Here is an 18,957-nt window from a genome sequence, read left to right on the forward strand (position 1 = left end):
TAAGCTCAACGCTGGAACTGAAAGTTAATTACCGGCTCGCTGAGAAGTGCCTTCGGCACTGGGATCCCAAAAGAACCGATCTCGAGGAATTGAGGCACGCCAGACGCTATAAACAGGACGAAATCAATTCCTCCGGGCGCGTCGCTATGAGATGCCCATACGCCTTGATGCGTCGGTGGCGGGCTGATGGGTAATCCTTCGGCTGGCGAGAAGTAGACAAACTGGCCGACGCACTTTTCTCTATCAGTCACATCCTCGCTCCATTCTCGCCGATCCACATCCAGCCCGGCCACGATTGACTCTACGTTAGACGCCTGAATCCCAAGCGCAACCAGAATCTCCGAAAGCGCCTTTCGTTCGATGTTCGTCGTCTTCATGAAATAAACGCTGTTACAGGCGGACGCATGACATTGGGTGCGACGGATCGCGGTGGCAGGTCTCAGTCGGTGTCGTCTCGCGTGCCTCCGGTCAATGCACTACGGGGATCGGAATATCGGGAAGGAACTTCCTGGCTGGCGTCCGCGACCCTGCCATCAGTGCAAAGCCACCCCTATGGAAATTGGAACTATGGCAACGACAGGATAAACGTCTACTCGGCGTAACAGATTCGCGCTAGGTCAGCCCGAATGCCCTCAGATTCTGTTGACGAACCTCATCTAAGATTTTACGTCCAGCCCCCGCGCCTTGCCGAAGACTTTGCCGCAACCTTTCCCAGTACGGGACATCGATCGGGTGCAAAGAAGATCGTATCTCGTCAAGCACCTCCGCCGCGCCCGGCTCCCGATCGAGCAGCACTAGCGCAGCAGCATGAATAAGCTTTGCATGCGGATTCGTTAGCTTGGACTCAATATATTCCACAAATTCCGTCAATGTCATTGGAGCTTCGACAATGAGTGCGCTCCGTACTTCGGAAGCGCTCATAACGAAGTCGACGACAGCCTCCTCCGACATCTCCCCCTTCCCAATAAACGGTCTCTCCCGCAAGCGATGGCTATATAGGAGGTTCGGACCAGAGAAGTCAAAGAGCGGAAAACGAAAGTCCTCTATATAGAGGCCACGTGGCGTGTAGTCGAGAGCCACTCCGCGAAGAATATGCTCAAAGTCTCCACGAAAGAAATAGCTTCCCGAGTTTTTGAGACCATGAACTCGCTTATGCATCAGGCTCGATATCAAGCGTTTATTCATAGGCTCATCGACCTTCCGGATGGATTTCTGAGATTGGTGTCCCCGCGGGGAGATTTGCACCGTAGGCATTAGCTTGGCGAATAGTGATATATGCCCAACCCGTCTTCAAGTCATAAACAGCAACTGGATGATCTGCCGGCCCAAGGACGACGTCCGCCCTGGAGGAGCCAGCCGTTCCATAAGGGACACGGATGCCATCTCGATAACTCACTTCGGTCGCGTACTGCGTTTGGGGACATGTCGAGTCGACAAGGCGCTTGAACTCGCTATGGATTAAGGTGCCGCGAATCCAAGGAAGGAGGCATCGTGCACCGCAAGTCGCATCGACATTGTTTGCAGCCGTGGTCGCCAGAGCCGTAAGGCGGTCGTAGGCGGCTTTCATCTCCGGCGTTTCAACCACCGGTTCAGACCTGTACTGTTGCTCTGCCAAACCCAGCGGGTCAATCCTGTCCAGCGGGTTTCCGCCGACATACGCGAAGGTATTCATGCCCCCACTCAGGCCAAGCGGATCGCTCTGGAGATATCGTCCCGTAGCCGGGTCGAGGTAACGATAGCCGTTGTAGAAGCTATTTGATTCCACATCGTAATACTGCCCAGGGAACCGTAAGTTCAGGACATACCCATTTGCGGCCGTCGGCATGGTTTCGCCGAAGGGATTGCTCTTGTAGGCCCAGCTCCACAAGAGCGATCCTGCACCACTGGTCACGGCGCGCGGCGTGTTGAGCCCATCCGCGTGCACGAATGCGATGCCGGCGGCGTCGACGACCGCTACGGGTGTGTCGTCCATCCACACGTAATCACGGATGGCGGTGCCGTACTCACCCAGTAAACCGTTTGGGCCATAGGCAAATCGCGTGGCAGCTGTACTGGAGGACTTGGAGATGCGGTGGCTCGCGGCGTCGTAGCCGTATGTCGCCACCGTACTCCCACCTTGCTGGAGCACCGTCAGCTGCCCACGGCCGTTATACCCAAAGCCCCACGCATTGCCCGCACTGGCGCTTCCCGTCATCGAGCCATTGGCGTCGTATGTGCGAGAACCCGAGCCAATACTGGTCAACCAGTGTGTTCCAGCCTGGTAGCCATAGGCACCCGTTGCCAGGCCTGGTGCTGTCTTGTTGAGGCGATCCCCCGTGCGGCTATACGTATATGCCTGGATAACGTTGCCGCTTGCGTCCTTTACGGAAGTCAGTCGGTACAGCGGGTCGTAGGTGTAGGTCTCCGTGGCGGGCGATGCTCCCGGCACGTCGCCTAGGGCAACAATGTTGCCGACGGCGTCCCGGGCGAAGTGGAGATTCAAGGCCGGGCTAGTGACGTCGGTTACCTGATAGTTCGCATCGTAGCTTCGGGTAACCGTCTGCCCGTTGCCCAAGGTGTAGCTCAGCACGGGCCCGAAAGGTAGGTAGGTCGCCGCGGTGACGACCGGGGTGGCCACACCCGTGGCCGGAGTGACAGTCACGCGAGTGATCTGGCCCAGTGCATTGCGACCGTATTCGGTCACAAGGCCACTCGGACTGACTACGGCGGCGACCCGGCCCGCCTTGGTATAGACGTAGGCGGTAACATCGGTAGTGGCGCCCTGCGCCTGGCGTTGTTCCGACACGCGCCCCTGGTTGTCGTAGCAGTAGACCGTCGTGACGGCAGCTTCGACAACTCGCGTTAGCCGTCCAACCGGGAATGAGGCCGCACAGCCAGTAGCGTCGTTCTCCTCGTCGTAATGGTATGCAACGTTAAGCTGGGTATCCGCATAGGTCACAGAGGTTCGGCGACCCAGCGCATCGAAGGTCTGGGTCGCCACAGTGGCCTTGGCATCTGTACGTGTGAGCGCGTTTCCCGCCGCGTCGAACGTTGCGGACTGCGCGCCCGTATCCGGGCTGGTCTGACTGGCCGGATTGCTCAGCCCGTCCACGCCGTAGCTCGTGACGAGTCCATCTGCATCGGTAACAGACTTCAATTGATCGAGGGCGTCGAAGGCGAAAACGCTCGTCGTCGCCTTCGTGGCCGCATCGGAGCCATTGGCATTGGCCACGCTGGTTATGAGACGGTCCAGGGCATCGAACGTGTCCTTGCGCACGACTCCCAGTGCATCCTTGGCAGTCACAAGGTTGCCGTTGGTGTCATAGCTGCCAGCGGCCGTCGCGTCGAACACCACATGCCCACGCCCGTCGGTGACGCTTACGACCTGGCCCAGCGTGTTGTACTTGCGCGAAAGCGCACGACGCGAGGCGCCCGACGCGTCGAAGGTCTCTTCCTTGATTCGATTTCCAGAAGCGTCCAGCGTGTAATGAACGTGGTTACCTTGACCGTCGGCCATGTCGACCAGGCGATGAGCGTCGTCATAGGCAAAAGTGAGGGTCACGCCATCCGGGTCTGTCACGGTCTTGAGTGCGCCTGTGGCCTCGTAAGTAAGGGTGGTTGTCGCGTCCCCAGCTGAGGTGGTCCCATCGGCGTTTGCGCGTACAGTACGCGTAGCAAGCCAACCGCGCGGCGTATACGTCACGTCGGTGACGACGCCATTGGCATCCTTCCGGCGCACAGGCCGGCCATGGCGGTCATAGGCCACCATCACGGTGACGTGCCCCGCGGCATCAGTCACCTGAGCAACGTCCCCTGCCCTGTGGCAAACGCCGCCGACGGTGGCGCAACCACTCTCGTCGGTCGTCAGATAGTAGGAATAGCGGGTGAGATCTGTGAGATCGGTCCGAGGCCCGTCGACAGTCAGCAGTAAACCGACCTTGGGACACTGAGTCGCGTCCACCGCATCGCAATACACGTATCGTGTCTGGCGGATACCTTGAGGTGCATGGGCTTGGCTGCCACAGACGTAGGTAATCGTCACTGACGGGTCGATGGCGCATTCGGCGGTCACCTGGCCGCGCCCGTTATAGGCCCAGCTGTTCTTCGCTGCAACAATACCCTTGGCATTCGAAGTGGCACGCGTCAACGGCTGACGATGCAACGAATCCCACGTCGTGCTGGTCATGCGCTGCGCATCTGTGCCCGACGCATCCACCTGTTTAGTCAGCAAGCCATTGGCATCGTAAGTGGTGATCGTAATCGCGCCGCGAAAGTCCGTATAACTGGCGGGATAGCCGTTCGGGTCATACACGATCGACTTCCACCGCTGGTTGCATTGGTTGCCACATTGCGTATTCGCGCCGCTCGGTTTCAACATCTGAGCGCCATCGTCGGCAAAACCGAGCGTAACGACCAAGCCCAACGGAGTGGTCATTGAGGCTGGGATGCCACCGTTCTGGTAATAGTTGGCATACGAGAGCGAGATCTTGTCAGCACCTCCAGCGAATTGCGAAGTCAGTGCACGATTTGTACTGCTGTACGTCGTAGTCTCAAATCTGACGCCTTTCTCATCGATAACGCCCGTCAATTCGGATGGATAGGTCGTGGGAGACGCCGAATATGCAGCCTCCGCATAGAGGTACTGACGCACCGAGTTGTCGGCGTAAGTCACTTTGACCAGATTTCCCGCATCGCCGTAGGTGTAGCTAGCGGATTGACTTGCCGGATCCGTGACTTTTGCCAAGCGCCCTTGCGAGTCGTATCGGAGGCTCAGAATACGGCCTTGAGGATCGGTAACAGCGATAAGGAGTCCCGAAGAGGGGGCGACGGCCGGATCAGTCGACGCATCACTGTACGCCAGCGTTGTGGCCCATCCATTATCATCCGTGATGGATAAGAGACGGCCACTGAGATCGTATGTCTCCGTTTCGCGCGTGGCCGCCACGCGGAGAACGTAGCCGGTAGATATGCCGGTGTTCTGATCTTTGGTGACGGTGAGCGTCTCTGCCGCATCCGTGTCAGCAATCCAGGCGCCCCCTGTACTCCGGAAGCGGACGAGTGAGCCATCCGGACGACGGGCATACAGAAGTCCTGCATCCGGACCGCTATTTGGCATGAGGTTGATGGTGCGATCGAACGAATGTCGCCATTTCGGTCCCAAGGTGCTGGCGACCACGTAGCTGGACGAGTTGTAGAATCGGCGGAAGGTCAGCCAAGGCGACGTGTGGAGATCGGTATCCTGGTGGTACGCGTTACCATTGGCGGCGTTGATGGGGTCTCCCTCCATGGAGGTCCCGACATCGGTCGACGTAGTCTTTGTACCACCCTCCTGGCTGCTCCCACGCGGGCCGAGCGAGTCGACGGGCGAGCCGTTTCCGCCCGTGCACATAGTGCGACATCCACCCGCATTCTTGGGTTGAAAACCAGAACCGGTGACATCGGTTGCCCAAATGTAGGCGAATAGATCGCTACTCGAAGATCCGTCCGGGTTAATCCAACTGATAGTAATTGTAGCTGCGGTACCGGTCGTCCCATACACTGCCGAGAAGGAATGGGGCGCGCAGGATAGCGAGGTCGTGCAAGCGGCCTCATAGTGGGATATCAGGGAATTGACAGCCGCATCTACCGAGAGAAATCCTCCCTCGGAGCCGTATATCGTGTTGTAACTATAGGGCGGGCCATACACCCAATCGGCGTGGGCGCCGAAGGAGGCCAAGGCAAGGATGATGCAAAGAAGAACGCGCTTGCTCGCCGCCAGCATCGAACGCACATGGAACATATCCCTATCCCCCACGAGTAAGTGCTAGGGAGATTACGAGATTGGCGCTGTCAGTTTCAGCTGAAAATTTTGTAGGAATTTTCTGACACGACTGCGGCACAGGACTAATGTGAGTTGCGTCGCATAGTAGTCGCCGCTTGTCATAAATAAAGCCGCGTAGGATTGATTCGTAACAATCCAAGGCATCGAGCGAGGAATGGGCATCACACCCGTCATGGGCGTCCTCATCGTCGAGTCATTGCGACGGGAAGAACGGAACTCGTACGCCATGCGCAGTTCGGCGCCGCGATGTCCGACATCCTGGGTACTCGGCTGCCCGGCCGGTATCTGAGCGATCAGACGCTATTTCTGGGTGTACCGGAGGTCACGCTGCGAAAGGATGGCGCGCCCGGAGGGATTCGAACCCCCGACCAATGGCTTCGGAAGCCACTACTCTATCCGGCTGAGCTACGGGCGCGTAAACAGCGGACCGGCATTGTAGCGGGAATGCCCACGCCGGCCTAGCCTCGGCTGTCAGGTCCGGGACGGGGACGGTTCGGCGCCCGCCGCCGCGGCGCGCAGGCTTTCCCTGTAGCGGCGGCTGCACGGCAACACCGTCCCGTCGGCCATGTGCAGGCGGGCCTCCCCCGCATCGAGCGGCTCGATGGCGCTCACCTGTGCCAGTTGCACCAGGTAGCTGCGATGGGCGCGCACGAACACCGCCGGATCGAGCCGTGACTCCAGCGCGGCCAGCGTGCTGCGCAGCGGATAGTCCCGGCCGCGCACGCGCAGGTTTACGTAGTTGCCGGATGCCTGTGCCCATTCGATGTCCGCCGTGGCCACCAGGAAATCGCGGCCGAGCTTGCGGACGAGGAAGCGCTCAGGCCGGTCCACGGGTTCGACCGGTGGACCTTCGTCGGGTGCGTCGAGCAGTCGGGCCTCGCCTTTCACGTGGCGGCCGAACCATTCGACCATGTGCCAGAAGGCGACCACGATGAAGAAGGTGCGCGCGTCCTTCAGGTACTCGTAGACCGCTTGCAGCCACAACGATCCCGGGTCGAAGCGGGCGCCCATGAGGGTGTAGATGGCAAGGCGCGAAAGATCCATGCCTAGGATATGCAGCGCGCACCAGACGACGCTGCCGAGCACGTAGAACGGCAGGCGGCGTCGCCATGTGTCGGCATGCAACGGCCAGCGGTCGCAGGCGCGCAGCAGGAACGGCAGCATCAGCAGCGACACCGCCATGCTGGTGCATTCGTTGGTGACGATCTGCCAGGTGTCGGCGTGGATGCCGTATCGATCCGCGTCGATGCGGAGCGTGAGGATGTTGCTGACGGCCGCGCTCCCGAACGCCAGCAGCCAGAACACGATCATGAACTGGCGCCGGCGGCGATGGGCGCGGTCGAGTTCGAGGCCGGGAGGGATGGGTTGCCGGGTCATGGGGAGATAGTAGCTGTTGTGGGAGCCGCTTCAGCGGCGATCCCCGCGGTAGTGGGCCACTACGGGGCGAGCGCCCTATCGCCGCTGAAGCGGCTCCCACATAAAGAGAGGGCGCCTTGCGGCGCCCTCTTCGTGTTGCTTACTTCGCCTTGTACAGCTCGCCCAGCCAGTCGGGCTTGCTCTTGTCGCGCTCGAGGTGCGGGTACTTCAGGCCTTCGTGGTAGTCGATCTTGATCGTCTTGTAGGTGTCGAAGTTCTTCACCAGCAGTTCGATCGGTGCCTTGTCGGTCTTCGCGGCCGTGACGGCGTCCTTCAGCGTGTCGCCGTCGAACTCCTTGTTGTTCACCGCGACCACGGTCATGCCGGGCGACAGGCCGGCGTTGAATGCGGGACCGTCCCAGCGAACGTCGGAGATGGTGCCCTTGGACGAGACGGCGAAACCTGCCGAGTAGGTGAGATCGGTGTAGTGGCGACGGCCTTCCGCGGCCTTGACGGCGTCGGACGGCTTGTCGTTGTACACCAGCTTCCAACCGCCACGCTCGATGCCTTCCAGGTCGCCCTTGTGGCCGTCGATGCGCTCGCGCAGGTAGGTGGCCCAGTCATACGGCGCGATGCCGTTGAGCGTGGACGCCACTTCCTCGAACGTATACGGATTCACCTTCCAGTCGCCATCCTTCATGCCGAAGAAGGCCTTGGCGAAGTCGTCGAGCGAGCGCTTGTTCTTGGTGAGCTCGCGCAGCTTGGTGTCGACGTCGAGCCACACCATCTGGCCGCCCGAATAGTAGTCCTCGCTCATCTGGTAGTTGCGATAGGACAGCGGACGACGCTCGGCGATAGTCGGATCGTTCGTGGTGTCCTGGATGTTGCGCCAGGAGAGGCCGGGGCGACCCTTGTCGTATGTCGCGGCGACGAAGGCGAGCAGGTCGCGCGCCTGGTCCTGCGAGACGAGACCGGAACGCGCGGCGACGACGTTGCCCCAGAACTGCGTCTGGCCTTCATACACCCACAGCAGGCTGTCGCCCATCGGCACGTTGAAGTTCGGCGTGGCCAGGTCGGCGCCGCGACGGTACTTGCCGTCCCAGGAGTGATTGTATTCGTGGGCCAGCAGGTCGCGGCCCAGCCAGCTCTTGTCCCATTCGGTGAAGTAGTTGGGCGAAGCGCTGTTCTCGGACGAACGATGGTGCTCGAGGCCGATGCCGCCGAGCTTTTCGGTCAGCGCCAGGAGGAAGTCGTAGTGGTTGTAATGGCGCGCGCCGTAAAGCTTGTCCATCTGCTTGACGAGGTTGCGATGGATCTCGAGCGCTTCAGGCTTGATCTCCAGCGCCTTCGCGCTGTCCGCCACGATGTTCAGGTGCACCGGCGAACGACCGTTCGGATCGAGGTCCACGCGCTTGAAATAGCGGCCCGCGAACACCGGCGAGTCGACGAGGTTGTCGTAATCGATGGTCTTGAAGGTGACCGTGTCGCCATCCTTGCTGGCCTGCTCGAGCGCGCTGCCGTACTGGAACCCAGCGGGAAACTTCACCGAGGCATCCACCGGGATGCGGTCGGCGTTGTAGCCGGCTGGATACAGCGACACCTGGTTCCACTGCACGTTGACGATGTCGGGCGTCATCACGACCCGGCCCTGGCGCGTATCCTGCGGCGTCAGCGTCTGGAATTCCACGTCGACCGAGGTCGCACCGGCCGGCACGTCGACGCTGAAGGCGTAGACGTTGTATTTGTCGCGCGTCCACTCCAGGCGCTTGCCGCCCGCGTGCACCACCAGGCCCGCGAACTGGTCGATCGGACCGGTGGGCGAGTGGTGGCCGGGGATCCACTCGGGGAAGAGCAGGATCAACTGGCCGGGCTGCGCCGGGATCGTTTCCTTGACGCGGAAGATGCGGTGATCGGTGTCGGTCGCATCGACGGTGAGCTTCAGGGTGCCGTTGAAGGCAACATCCTTCGGCGGGGGGACGATGGAAGCTTCGTCGGCATGGGCGGCCGAAACGCCGGCACCGGCCAGGGCGGCCAGCAACGCGGAAGCGAGAAGGGTGGATTTCACTGGTAGGGTCTCCGAGAAGCGGGTAAGTCGCCCTGCCATCCCTGCGAGCGGATCGGCACGGTCCCCTGTGGTCCGCGCAAGCACTCGATGCTAATCGCCGCCGTCCGGGGCGCCCTATGCCAGAGGTCACGGGTGGGAACTCGCGCCGGAACGGTGGGGCGCAAGAATTTGCGGGCCGTCGGCCTTCATAAAGTGCGATGCCGTACGTCTTTAACCTGGATGGGGGCGAGGAACCGGAACGTATAATCGCCGCCGGCCGCGCGTCACCGTCATGCGCCGTGCGCCATTCCAGGAACCAGGGATACAAGGACACTTCATGAAAAGATTGGCACTCACAGCAGCCGCAGCCGCTGCACTGTTGTCTTCGTTCGCGGCTCTGGCCGACTCGGCCTCCGTGACCCAGACCGGAGCCTTCGTTTCGATCACCGGCGGTAAATCGCATTTCAACGTGGATCGATACGCCTCGAGCTACTCGAGCGAAGACGGCAATAGCACGGGCTTTGGCGTGCTGGGCGGCTACCGCTGGGTTGTTGCCCGCCCCTTCGCCCTCGGCGTGGAAGCCGGCTACGTTCACCTCGGCAGCACGACATGGAAAGGCCACGACGGTGGCTTGTCCCTGCAATACAACTATCGCGACAAGACCAAGGCGTCGGCGTTCCTCATGGGCGTCAATGGTAAATGGGACCTTCCCTACGATCTCACTGTCACGGCTCACGCCGGCGTGGCGCACGTCCGTGCCAAGGGTGAGTTCACACAGACGGGAGGGTTGATCTATCTGCCCTGGTCGACGACACGCGACCGCCACTCCTGGAGCGGCAATCGCATCTATGGTGGCGTCGGCTTCGGCTACGATTTCAATGAGAACGTCGGTTTGACGCTGAGCTACGATCGCTACAGCTTCAAGGCCGACGGCCCTCGCGATCCGGGCCACACCGCCCACGTGGGTCTTTTGGGCCTTACCGCGGAATATCGTTTTTATTGATTGATACGGGGAGCCGCGGCAGCGGCTCCCCGTATCCTTCATGCGAACTCAGGAACGCGACGGAATCTTCAATCCGCGCTCCACGCCGGGCCGCGACATGCCGCGTTCCAACCAGCCGATGACGTTCGGGAAGTCGTCGAATCCCACCAGTTCGCGCGCGCCGTAGAACGTGACGAGGTTGTTGACCCAGCCGAGCGTGGCGATGTCCGCAATGGTGTATTCGTCGCCGACGATCCAGGTACGACCGTCGAGCTGGCGGTCCAGCACACCAAGCAGGCGTTTGGACTCGGCGACATAGCGTTCCAGCGGGCGCTTGTCTTCCCATTCGCGGCCGGCGAACTTATGGAAGAAGCCGACTTGGCCGAACATGGGGCCGATACCGGCCATCTGGAAGAACAGCCACTGGATCGCTTCCCAACGCTTCGCGGCGTCCTTCGGGAGGAACTTGCCGGTTTTCTCGGCTAGATAAAGCAGGATGGCGCCGGATTCAAACAGGCCCAGCGGTTTTCCATCGGGTCCGTTGGGATCGATCATCGCAGGGATCTTGCCGTTCGGATTCAGCGATTCGAATTCGGGCAGTTTGCTTTCGTTCTTGTTGATGTCGATGAGGTGCACTTCATAGGGAAGGCCAAGCTCCTCGAGCATGATCGATGCTTTCACGCCGTTCGGCGTCGGCAACGAATAGAGCTGAATGCGATCCGGATGGGCCGCGGGCCAGCGCCGGGTGATCGGAAAAGCGGAGAGATCGGACATGGCACACCTTCCTCGGATCGGAAAGGTTCGAAAGTAAGGCGCGCCGGGCGAGGATTCAATGTGCCGCCCGGCGTTCGACCGTGAGCCCTGAGGGCTCACGGTCGAACGGGACTAGCGACGTGTCACTCGAGGTCGCCCAGCTTCGCGTCCATCTTCGGCGCGGCCAGCCACTGGCCGATGTCCTCGCCGATGGCCTTCGCGGTACGCACGAGCACGGCGCAGTTGCCCTTGAAGCCGCCGAAGGCGCCGCCCATGGACGTGCGACGGTCCCTGAAACTGGCGATCACGGCGCCGTTCTCATAGAGCTTGCCCTTGACGGTCATCGCCTTGTGATGGCCCATGAAGGCGTTGCCGTCGGCCACGACGTCGCTGATCTCCAGTTGCAACGTCTTGCCCGTCTCGCTTCCGGTCACCTTGTCGGCGAAGGTGACCGCGATGCCCGATGCCTTCGCCGTCTCGGCCACCGCATCCGGCAACTCATTCTCAAGCTTGCACTCGTTGAGCACGGCTTTCGGGATATCCGCATCTTCGTTGAAGGCCGCCGGCTTCTGTACGACCACGTTGTCTGCCGCGAATGCCGCCGGAGCGACGGCCAGCATGATTGCTCCGATATAGATCCACTTCCCCACTGCTGTCTCCTTGACCTGTTCCTGCCGACCCTGTGTCGGCGAGGCATTATCGCCCAAGACGGCGCCTCGCCCAGGCGCATGCCTCCAAAGGCTGTAGGACATGGCCGTTCGCTTCCGCCCATGCCCATCGGGTGCTCCGCTGTGCCCGTAGACTCGCCTGCCGCGCAATGCTGCGGGCATCACTCGACACAAGGACATGTCATGCGACACCTATTCATCGCGACCGCGGTCGCCATCTCCGCCTCGTTCACCTCGTTCGCGGCAGTCGCCGCCGACGCTTCCCCGGCCGGCGGCTTCGCGCATTTCGGTGCCGGCCAGGTCATCCATGACACGAGCCTGAGCACCTATTTCGATGGAAAGCGCATGCTCGGTTACGATCTGTTCGGCGGCTATCGCTGGTCCATGGGCAACAGCACGGCCCTGGGCTTCGAAGCCGGTGCCGCGCATCTTGGCGCCAGCGAGCAGTTCAAGCGCGGCGCGGCGAACAGGCCGACCGTCAAGAAAGGCCTCGGCGCCAACGCGTGGCTCACGGGTGCGAATGTGAAATGGGCGACGGGCAGCGGCGTCTCGCTTACCGGACGCCTCGGGCTGGCTTACGTCAACGTGCGCGCCACATCGGAAGTCATCACAAGCCAACGTCGTTCGCTGAGTTGGACACACTTACATGGTGTCACCCGGTACGTCGGCCTCGGTGCCGGCTATGCGCTGAGCGAGCAGTTCGACCTCACGCTTCAGGCCACCCACTACACATCGATTTCCGCCGATGCATCCGATGCACGCCTGAAGCTCGGCAAATGGAGTGCCACGACCGTGAACGTCGGGGCCGAATACCGCTTCTGACACGTGGAGACGGAGGTGCCACGCACCTCCGTTTTCTCAGTCCCGGCGATCGCCGTTGAGCTTGCTGTGCCGCACGCCGTAGGCGAAGTAGACGATCAGGCCGATCGCCATCCAGATCGCGAAGCGTTCGAACGTGATCCACGGCAGGCCCCAAATCAGCGCCAGCGAGAACAGGATGCCCAGCGGCGCCACGAACCACACGGCCGGCGTGCGGAACTTGCGTTCCAGGCCGGGTTTGCGCACGCGCAACACCAGCACCGAAGCGCAGATGAGGATGAACGCGCTCAGCGTGCCGATGTTCACCAGTTCGGCCACTTCGCCGATCGGCAGCAGCCCCGCTACGAGAGCCGTGAAGATGCCGAGGATCATCGTCGGGCGCGCCGGTGTGCCGTAGCGCGGGTGCACGCGGGCGAACCAGGCCGGCAGGAGGCCGTCGCGCGACAGCGCGAACCAGATGCGTGCCGCGCCGAGCATGAAGGCGAAAAGCACGCTGATCACGCCGATCACCGCCGCGACGGCAATCACGTTGCTGATCCAGGGCAGGCCGATCGCGTTGAAGGCGTCGGACACCGACGCTTCGCCGCCTAGGCTGGCATAGGGGACGATGCCGGTAAGCACCAGCGACACGGCGATGTAGAGCACCATCGCCACCGCAAGCGACAACAGCACCGCGCGCGGCAGGTCGCGTTGCGGATCGCGCGCCTCCTCGGCGGCGGTGGTCAGCGTGTCGTAGCCGAATACGGCGAAGAACACCACGCTCGCTCCGGTCAGCACGCCGTGCCAACCGAAATGGCCTACGCCCTTGTCGTCGAAGATGCGCTCGGGAATGAAGGGATGCCAGTTGGCCGTATTGATGAAGAAGGCTCCGACACCGATCACGAGCGCCACGCCGAGCACCTTGATGCCGACGATCACCGTGTTGAGGCGTGCACCCCATTCGGTCTTCACCGAAAGCAGGATGGCCACGAGAAGGGACACGCCGGCGGCGATGACATTGAAGCGGTGGCCGTCCGTGGGCGCCGCGACCGGATGCGCGGCATGCATGCCGAGGGAGCCCAGGCCCTGCTGCCAGTAATACTTCATGGTGTCGGCGCTCATGCTCTTCTGCGCCCACTCCGGCAGGTGCACGCCGGCGGTCGCGAGCAGCACCTGCACGTAACCCGACCAGCCGATCGCCACCACCGCCACCACCAGCGCGTATTCGAGCAGGAGGTCCCAGCCGATGATCCATGCCGCGCCCTCGCCCAGCACGGCATAGCCGTAGGTGTAGGCGCTGCCGGTGACGGGGATAAGGCCCGCGAATTCGGCGTAACACAGGGCGGCACAGGCACTGCCGAAACCCGCGATGATGAAGCTGAGCGCCACCGCGGGACCGGCGTTGAGCGCCGCCTGCTGGCCGGCCAATACGAAGATGCCCACGCCGATGATGCCGCCGATGCCGATCGCGGTGAGCTGCCACAGGCCCAGCACCCGCCGGAAGTCCTTGCGCTGGCCCACCTCCGCCTGCAACTGCTCGACGGACTTGTGGCGGAGGAATTTCGCTAACGACATCGGGTGACCCCTGGGGCTGGCTGACGGGGGATCATAGCGGGGCAGCCTCGGGGTGTCGTCAGGGAACCGTCCGAAATGGCCGGGGCCGGGGCCTCAGGGTGTGTCCACCGCCTTGCGCCCCAGTGCCGGGTCGTCGGTGAAGAAGGCATCGATGCCGGTCGCCAGGTAGCGCCGGATCTCGGCCAGCGAGCCGCGCTCGTTGCGCGCGTCCTCCCCCGCGTCGTTGCGGAAATCCTGAGCGAGGAAGCGATTTTCGGGGCGGAAGGTATACGGATGCACTTCGAGACCGGCCGCGTGCGCGTCGCGCACCAGCGACGCGGGCGTTGCCAGCCGGCCGTTCGCGCCCAGCGGAATGATGCTGCGCACGGACGGCCCGATCGCGTCCGCATATCGGGCAACCTCCGCGAGACCACTGGGCGTCATCATCTGTCCGTACGTGGTGCCCGGCGTGTCCGCTGGCCGTTCGCCAGCCTCTTCCATGAGTTGCAGAAGGCGCACGTTAGAGGGGTGCTTCCCGAGCTTCGCGCGCAGGTATTTCAGGTTGCCGACCTCGAACGACTGGATCTCCACCGGCGCGGTGCGCGTATAGGCATGCGCGGCGAGCGCCGCCAGCACCTTGTCTTCCATCGGCAGGCCGATCGACCGGAAATACGTGGAATGCTTGATCTCCGGAATGATGCCGACGACGCGACCGCGCGCGGAAGCCTCGGCCGCCACGAACTCGATCATCTCCTCGAAGGTGGGCACCGCGAACTGGCCGTCGTAATGCGCGCTGGCCTTGCGCACATCGCCGAGCCGCTCGCGCGCGCGCAGCGTCTTGAGTTCCGCCAGGGTGAAGTCCTCGGTGAACCAGCCATTGACGGTGACACCGTCGATGGTCTTCGTCGTGCGCCGCGCGGCGAATTCCGGATGCGCGGCGACATCGGTCGTGCCGCCGATCTCGTTCTCGTGGCGCACCACGAGCACCCCGTCCTTCGTCGACACGAGGTCGGGCTCGACGAAGTCCGCGCCGTCCTGTATCGCCACGGCATAGGAAGCCAGCGTGTGCTCCGGGCGCAAAGCACTGGCCCCGCGATGGCCGATGACGAGGACCTTTGCAGCGATGGGCCCGGCGGGGGCGGCGAGCGGGGACATCGGAAGCGCTCCAAGGGCTAGAACAGCAATCAACGAACCGAGGTGAAGGCGCGACAGAATCATTTCCTCAATGCCATGAGCGAACAGGAGGAAAGCACGCCTACCTCAAATCATCCAACCTTGTCATGAGATTTGGAGACATGCCACATGCCGTGGCGCGATGGTAACCAATTGCGTGAGTCAGATTGCGCATTCCGTTACCGACCCTTCTTTTCAGATTGCTTCTATAGGACGCACATACGGCTCCGACTATCATTCGCACCCTTTTCATCACCGGATCGCAACGGTCCGCGGGCACCCCTTCGAATGGGTCGTCGCGATCTCGGCCATCTATCTCATTTCCTACGGCACGGCATTCGCCTTCGAGCACCACGGCTACCAATACCTGATGACCCACATAACCGTTTTTGCTGTCGGTGTGGTGCTGGCCCTCGCCCGGATTCGTTCCGATGGCATGGCACTACCCATCGGCCTGCACGCCTACGCCATCGGCTTTGCGTTGCCATGCGACCAGTGGGTCGCCTACGGGCAGGGCTAGCCCCGCCCGTGGACAAAAGTCATCATTTGAGAGTAAAATACCCTCAAATGAAAACGGAGGGTCTTATGAGCGCGATGTTGGAGACGGGTGACACCCTGTACGCCCGCATGGGGCGGCTCATGGGCCTGCCGATCACGAACGAGGCAGACGCCCTCCGGGCCGTGAACGATGGTATTCCGGCGGCCACGTATCGGCGCGTGGCGAAGCTTCTGAAATTCCCTATCGATCTGGTGGGGGCCGAGAGCACCGTGCACCGCCGCCTGGCGCGGAACACTAAGTTCAACGAGGCAGAGTCCGAGCGGATCTTCCGCGTGATCCGCGTGTTCCTGGAGGCCGAGCAGCTGTACCAGGACGAGGCGCAGGCGCTCCAGTGGTTCACGACGCCGGCGGTGTTCGTGGAGAACGAACCGCCCATATCGCCTATGGAGTTGGCTGTGAAGGACGTTGGCGCGAGGATCCTCGAAAGCCGGATTCGGAAGACAGCCAACGGAATCTATTGATGCGCTTATGGCGGATTTCAGCACACCCTGGGCTTACGGGAATCGGGGGGCGATACGACGACGGACGCTGGCATTCGAAAGGGAACGCGATCATCTACACGGCCGAGCACCCAGCCCTGGCCATGGTTGAGACCATGGTCCACATGAAGCTGGCCCTGGACACGATTCCCGTCGTGCTCAAGCTCATAGCCATCGACGTAGATCCGGCAGCGGCTATCGCGCCTCGGGTCGACGTGCCAGCAGGATGGCAAGCGAACGATGTGACCACGCGCAGGATCGGAGACCGGTGGTTGAGGGATCAGGCCAGCCTGGTTCTCCCCGTCCCATCGGCAGTCATCAACCACTCGACGAACTACCTCATCAATCCATCGCACCCGCATGCCTCGCGTTACCTCGCGGAGACGAGCGTTGAGAGCTTTTGGTTCGACAAGCGCTTTTTCTGACGGTTGGGTCGCACATGACGAGAGGTGGGACCTGACCGTTCATACGCGGTAGGTAACGTCATGGCGTTTCTGCTAGTTTTCCGCTCCGACCCCTGTTTCCTCCGGACGCCACGATGTTCAAGCCCTTCGCCCTGGCCACGCTTTCGGCCGCCCTGCTCGCCGGCTGTGCCGGCGCTTCCGCCGAAAAGCCCGCCCCGTCCGCTGCTGTGCGGGACGGCGCCACGCTCGATCTTGCCATCCTGGAAACCACCGACGTTCATTCGAACATCCTGTCGTACGACTATTACAAGCAGAAAGACGACCCCACGCTCGGCTATGAACGCGTGGCCACGCTGATCCGCCAGGCCCGCAGCGAGTTTCCGAATACCGTGCTGTTCGACAGCGGCGACACCATACAGGGTACCGTGCTCGCGGATTACCAGGCCTTGGTGAAGCCGCTCGGCTGCGATTCGGAGCTGGCGATCTACAAGGCGATGGATGCGGTCGGTTATGACGGCGGCACCGCGGGCAACCACGAGTTCAACTATGGCCTGCCGTTCCTCGCCCAGGTCACGAATACCGCGATGAACGTCGACGGTGTCAGCCCACGTGAGTGCGCGGGACCGAAGTTTCCGCTCGTCCTGTCGAACGTATACAGCGCGCGCGACGGCAAGCCCATCTTCAAGCCGTGGACGATCGTGACGAAGAAGGTCACCGCCATGGGCAGCGACGGGAAGCCGGTGTCCACCACGCTGAAGATCGGCATCATCGGCTTCACGCCGCCGCCCATCCTCGACTGGGACAAGCGCAACCTCGCCGGCAAGGTCACCGTCGACGGCGTGGTTGAAGCAGCCAACCGTTACATGCCGGAGGTGCTCGCGCAGAAGCCTGACATCGTCGTCGCCATCCTCCACGGTGGTCTCAACACCGCGCCGTATACGCCGCAGATGGAAAACGGCGGCTGGTACCTCGCGGGTGTGCCGGGCGTCGACGCACTGCTGCTGGGCCACTCGCACACCGAATTCCCGGGGCCGCGCTATGCGGGCATGAAGGACGTGGATGCGAAGCGCGGCATCGTGCGCGGTGTACCCGCGGTGATGGGCGGTTTCTTCGGCAAGGATCTTGGCGTCATCCAGATGACACTGCATCGCGAAGATGGGCGCTGGGTGGTGCAGAAGGACAAGAGCCACAGTCAGGTGCGCCCGATCTGTCCCAAGAAGAACGAGTGCGTTGCGTCGGATCCGTCCATCGCGCCGATCGTGAAGGATGCGCACGAAGCAGCGATGGCGTACGTGAACACGCCCATCGGCGCCACCGATCATGCCCTCACCAGCTATTTCGCCGACGAGGGCAACATGTCCGCACTAGCCGTGGTGAATGCCGCGCAGATCGACTACGCACGCGAAGAACTGGCGCGCTCGCGCCCGGACCTCAAGGACGTGCCCATCCTGTCGTCCGCTTCCGCCTTTCGCGCCGGCTTCGGCGGGCCCGAGGACTTCACCGACGTGCCTGTCGGCCCCATGACGATCCGCAATGCCGCGGATCTCTATTTCTATCCCAACACCCTCGCGGCGGTGAAGACCGATGGTGCGGGAGTGAAGGCATGGCTCGAAAAAGCCGCCACCCGCTTCAATCGCATCGATCCGGCGAAGGACGGCGAGCAGGAACTCATCGGCAAGTTGCCGGGTTACAACTTCGACCAGATGCAGGGCGGCGTCACCTACACCATCGACGTGTCGAAGCCGGAAGGCGAGCGCATCGGCAACCTGCGCTACGAGGGCAAGGCGGTGAAGCCCTCGCAGCCGTTCGTCGTGGTGACCAACAACTACCGCGCCAGCGGCGGCGGCGAATTCCCCGGCATGAGCGGCGACAACATCGTGCTCAGCGCCCCGGACGGCAATCGCGAGGTGGTGATCCGCTGGGTCGAGGCCAAGAAGACGATCACGGGCAAGGACGTGGAGAAGCGCTCCTGGCGCTTCGCTCCCGTGCGCACGAGGGGTCCGGTCACGTTCACCTCGGCGGCCGGCAAGGCGGACACCGCGACTTCGCTAGGGCTGCCCATCCGGCAACTGCGCGACAATGGCGACGGCACGGCGGTCTACGCCATCGACCTGTCGAAGCACTGATCCATGCGGGCGAATGGGAGTGGTTCGGCCGTCTGGCCTATGGGCCTGCCGTTGACACCGCCCCTCGCCGGGGCATAACGTCAGCCCATGCATTCCCATTCGCCAGCGCTGCGTTCCATCCCGGCCTTCCCGGCCGGCGCGCTCGCGTCCGTGTCCACCACCGCGACTACGACTACCACGACCACTACCCTGGTCGGAGGATCGGAGTTCGCGCGCGCTTAGTCCCTTTGTCGCTGCCGGCCCCGACCTCCCGCAGGACGG

15 protein-coding genes and 1 tRNA gene are annotated in these 18,957 nt (G+C 62.3%); 6 read left to right on the forward strand and 10 right to left on the reverse strand.

Annotated features, from left to right (window positions below):
- Window positions 1-5 precede the first annotated feature (5 nt).
- From ACPYOD_RS00195 to ACPYOD_RS00220, 6 genes are all read right to left on the reverse strand, one after another.
- The gene (locus ACPYOD_RS00195) at window positions 6-377 is read right to left on the reverse strand and encodes a hypothetical protein (protein ID WP_481299706.1); all 372 of its coding nucleotides are present in this window, start codon (window positions 375-377) and stop codon (window positions 6-8) included.
- Between the two features lie 235 nt (window positions 378-612).
- Window positions 613-1,185: a hypothetical protein gene (locus ACPYOD_RS00200; RefSeq protein WP_481299707.1), complete on the reverse strand. Its 573-nt coding sequence runs from the start codon at window positions 1,183-1,185 to the stop codon at window positions 613-615.
- 4 nt (window positions 1,186-1,189) lie between these two features.
- Window positions 1,190-5,266 (reverse strand): RHS repeat-associated core domain-containing protein, encoded by a 4,077-nt coding sequence (locus tag ACPYOD_RS00205; protein WP_481299708.1) that lies wholly within the window; start codon window positions 5,264-5,266, stop codon window positions 1,190-1,192.
- An 872-nt stretch (window positions 5,267-6,138) separates the two neighbouring features.
- A tRNA-Arg gene (locus ACPYOD_RS00210) sits at window positions 6,139-6,215 on the reverse strand.
- 56 nt (window positions 6,216-6,271) lie between these two features.
- A complete protein-coding gene (locus tag ACPYOD_RS00215; protein WP_481299709.1) occupies window positions 6,272-7,177 on the reverse strand; it encodes a LytTR family DNA-binding domain-containing protein in 906 nt (301 codons plus the stop codon).
- A 139-nt stretch (window positions 7,178-7,316) separates the two neighbouring features.
- A complete protein-coding gene (locus tag ACPYOD_RS00220; protein ID WP_481299710.1) occupies window positions 7,317-9,221 on the reverse strand; it encodes a M61 family metallopeptidase in 1,905 nt (634 codons plus the stop codon).
- A 316-nt stretch (window positions 9,222-9,537) separates the two neighbouring features.
- On the opposite strand from ACPYOD_RS00220, the gene ACPYOD_RS00225 reads away from it, so the two are divergent.
- Window positions 9,538-10,203 (forward strand): outer membrane protein, encoded by a 666-nt coding sequence (locus tag ACPYOD_RS00225; RefSeq protein WP_481299711.1) that lies wholly within the window; start codon window positions 9,538-9,540, stop codon window positions 10,201-10,203.
- Between the two features lie 48 nt (window positions 10,204-10,251).
- On the opposite strand, the gene ACPYOD_RS00230 is transcribed toward ACPYOD_RS00225, so the two are convergent.
- Window positions 10,252-10,956 (reverse strand): glutathione S-transferase N-terminal domain-containing protein, encoded by a 705-nt coding sequence (locus tag ACPYOD_RS00230; protein ID WP_481299712.1) that lies wholly within the window; start codon window positions 10,954-10,956, stop codon window positions 10,252-10,254.
- A 122-nt stretch (window positions 10,957-11,078) separates the two neighbouring features.
- A complete protein-coding gene (locus ACPYOD_RS00235; protein WP_481299713.1) occupies window positions 11,079-11,555 on the reverse strand; it encodes a hypothetical protein in 477 nt (158 codons plus the stop codon).
- Between the two features lie 231 nt (window positions 11,556-11,786).
- On the opposite strand from ACPYOD_RS00235, the gene ACPYOD_RS00240 reads away from it, so the two are divergent.
- A complete protein-coding gene (locus tag ACPYOD_RS00240) occupies window positions 11,787-12,425 on the forward strand; it encodes an outer membrane protein (RefSeq protein ID WP_481299714.1) in 639 nt (212 codons plus the stop codon).
- Between the two features lie 36 nt (window positions 12,426-12,461).
- Here ACPYOD_RS00240 and ACPYOD_RS00245 read toward each other — a convergent pair whose 3' ends face one another.
- Together ACPYOD_RS00245 and ACPYOD_RS00250 are read right to left on the reverse strand one after the other, a co-directional pair.
- Window positions 12,462-13,976 carry an amino acid permease gene (locus ACPYOD_RS00245; RefSeq protein WP_481299715.1) on the reverse strand — a complete coding sequence of 505 codons (1,515 nt, stop codon included), beginning with the start codon at window positions 13,974-13,976 and terminating at the stop codon, window positions 12,462-12,464.
- A gap of 93 nt (window positions 13,977-14,069) precedes the next feature.
- A complete protein-coding gene (locus tag ACPYOD_RS00250; protein WP_481299716.1) occupies window positions 14,070-15,110 on the reverse strand; it encodes a glycerophosphodiester phosphodiesterase in 1,041 nt (346 codons plus the stop codon).
- 175 nt (window positions 15,111-15,285) lie between these two features.
- On the opposite strand from ACPYOD_RS00250, the gene ACPYOD_RS00255 reads away from it, so the two are divergent.
- From ACPYOD_RS00255 to ACPYOD_RS00270, 4 genes are all read left to right on the forward strand, one after another.
- Window positions 15,286-15,648 (forward strand): hypothetical protein, encoded by a 363-nt coding sequence (locus ACPYOD_RS00255; protein ID WP_481299717.1) that lies wholly within the window; start codon window positions 15,286-15,288, stop codon window positions 15,646-15,648.
- A gap of 65 nt (window positions 15,649-15,713) precedes the next feature.
- Window positions 15,714-16,148, forward strand: a complete 435-nt coding sequence (locus ACPYOD_RS00260; RefSeq protein ID WP_481299718.1) for a hypothetical protein — start codon at window positions 15,714-15,716, stop codon at window positions 16,146-16,148.
- The gene (locus ACPYOD_RS00265) at window positions 16,148-16,591 is read left to right on the forward strand and encodes an RES family NAD+ phosphorylase (protein WP_481299719.1); all 444 of its coding nucleotides are present in this window, start codon (window positions 16,148-16,150) and stop codon (window positions 16,589-16,591) included. Before ACPYOD_RS00260 ends, ACPYOD_RS00265 begins: the two co-directional genes overlap by 1 nt.
- Window positions 16,592-16,704: 113 nt before the next feature.
- On the forward strand, window positions 16,705-18,696 hold the full coding sequence (locus tag ACPYOD_RS00270; protein WP_481299720.1) for a bifunctional 2',3'-cyclic-nucleotide 2'-phosphodiesterase/3'-nucleotidase: 1,992 nt from the start codon (window positions 16,705-16,707) through the stop codon (window positions 18,694-18,696).
- Window positions 18,697-18,957: the final 261 nt, after the last annotated feature.

The organism is Luteibacter sp. HAY1-4A (genome assembly GCF_056755355.1).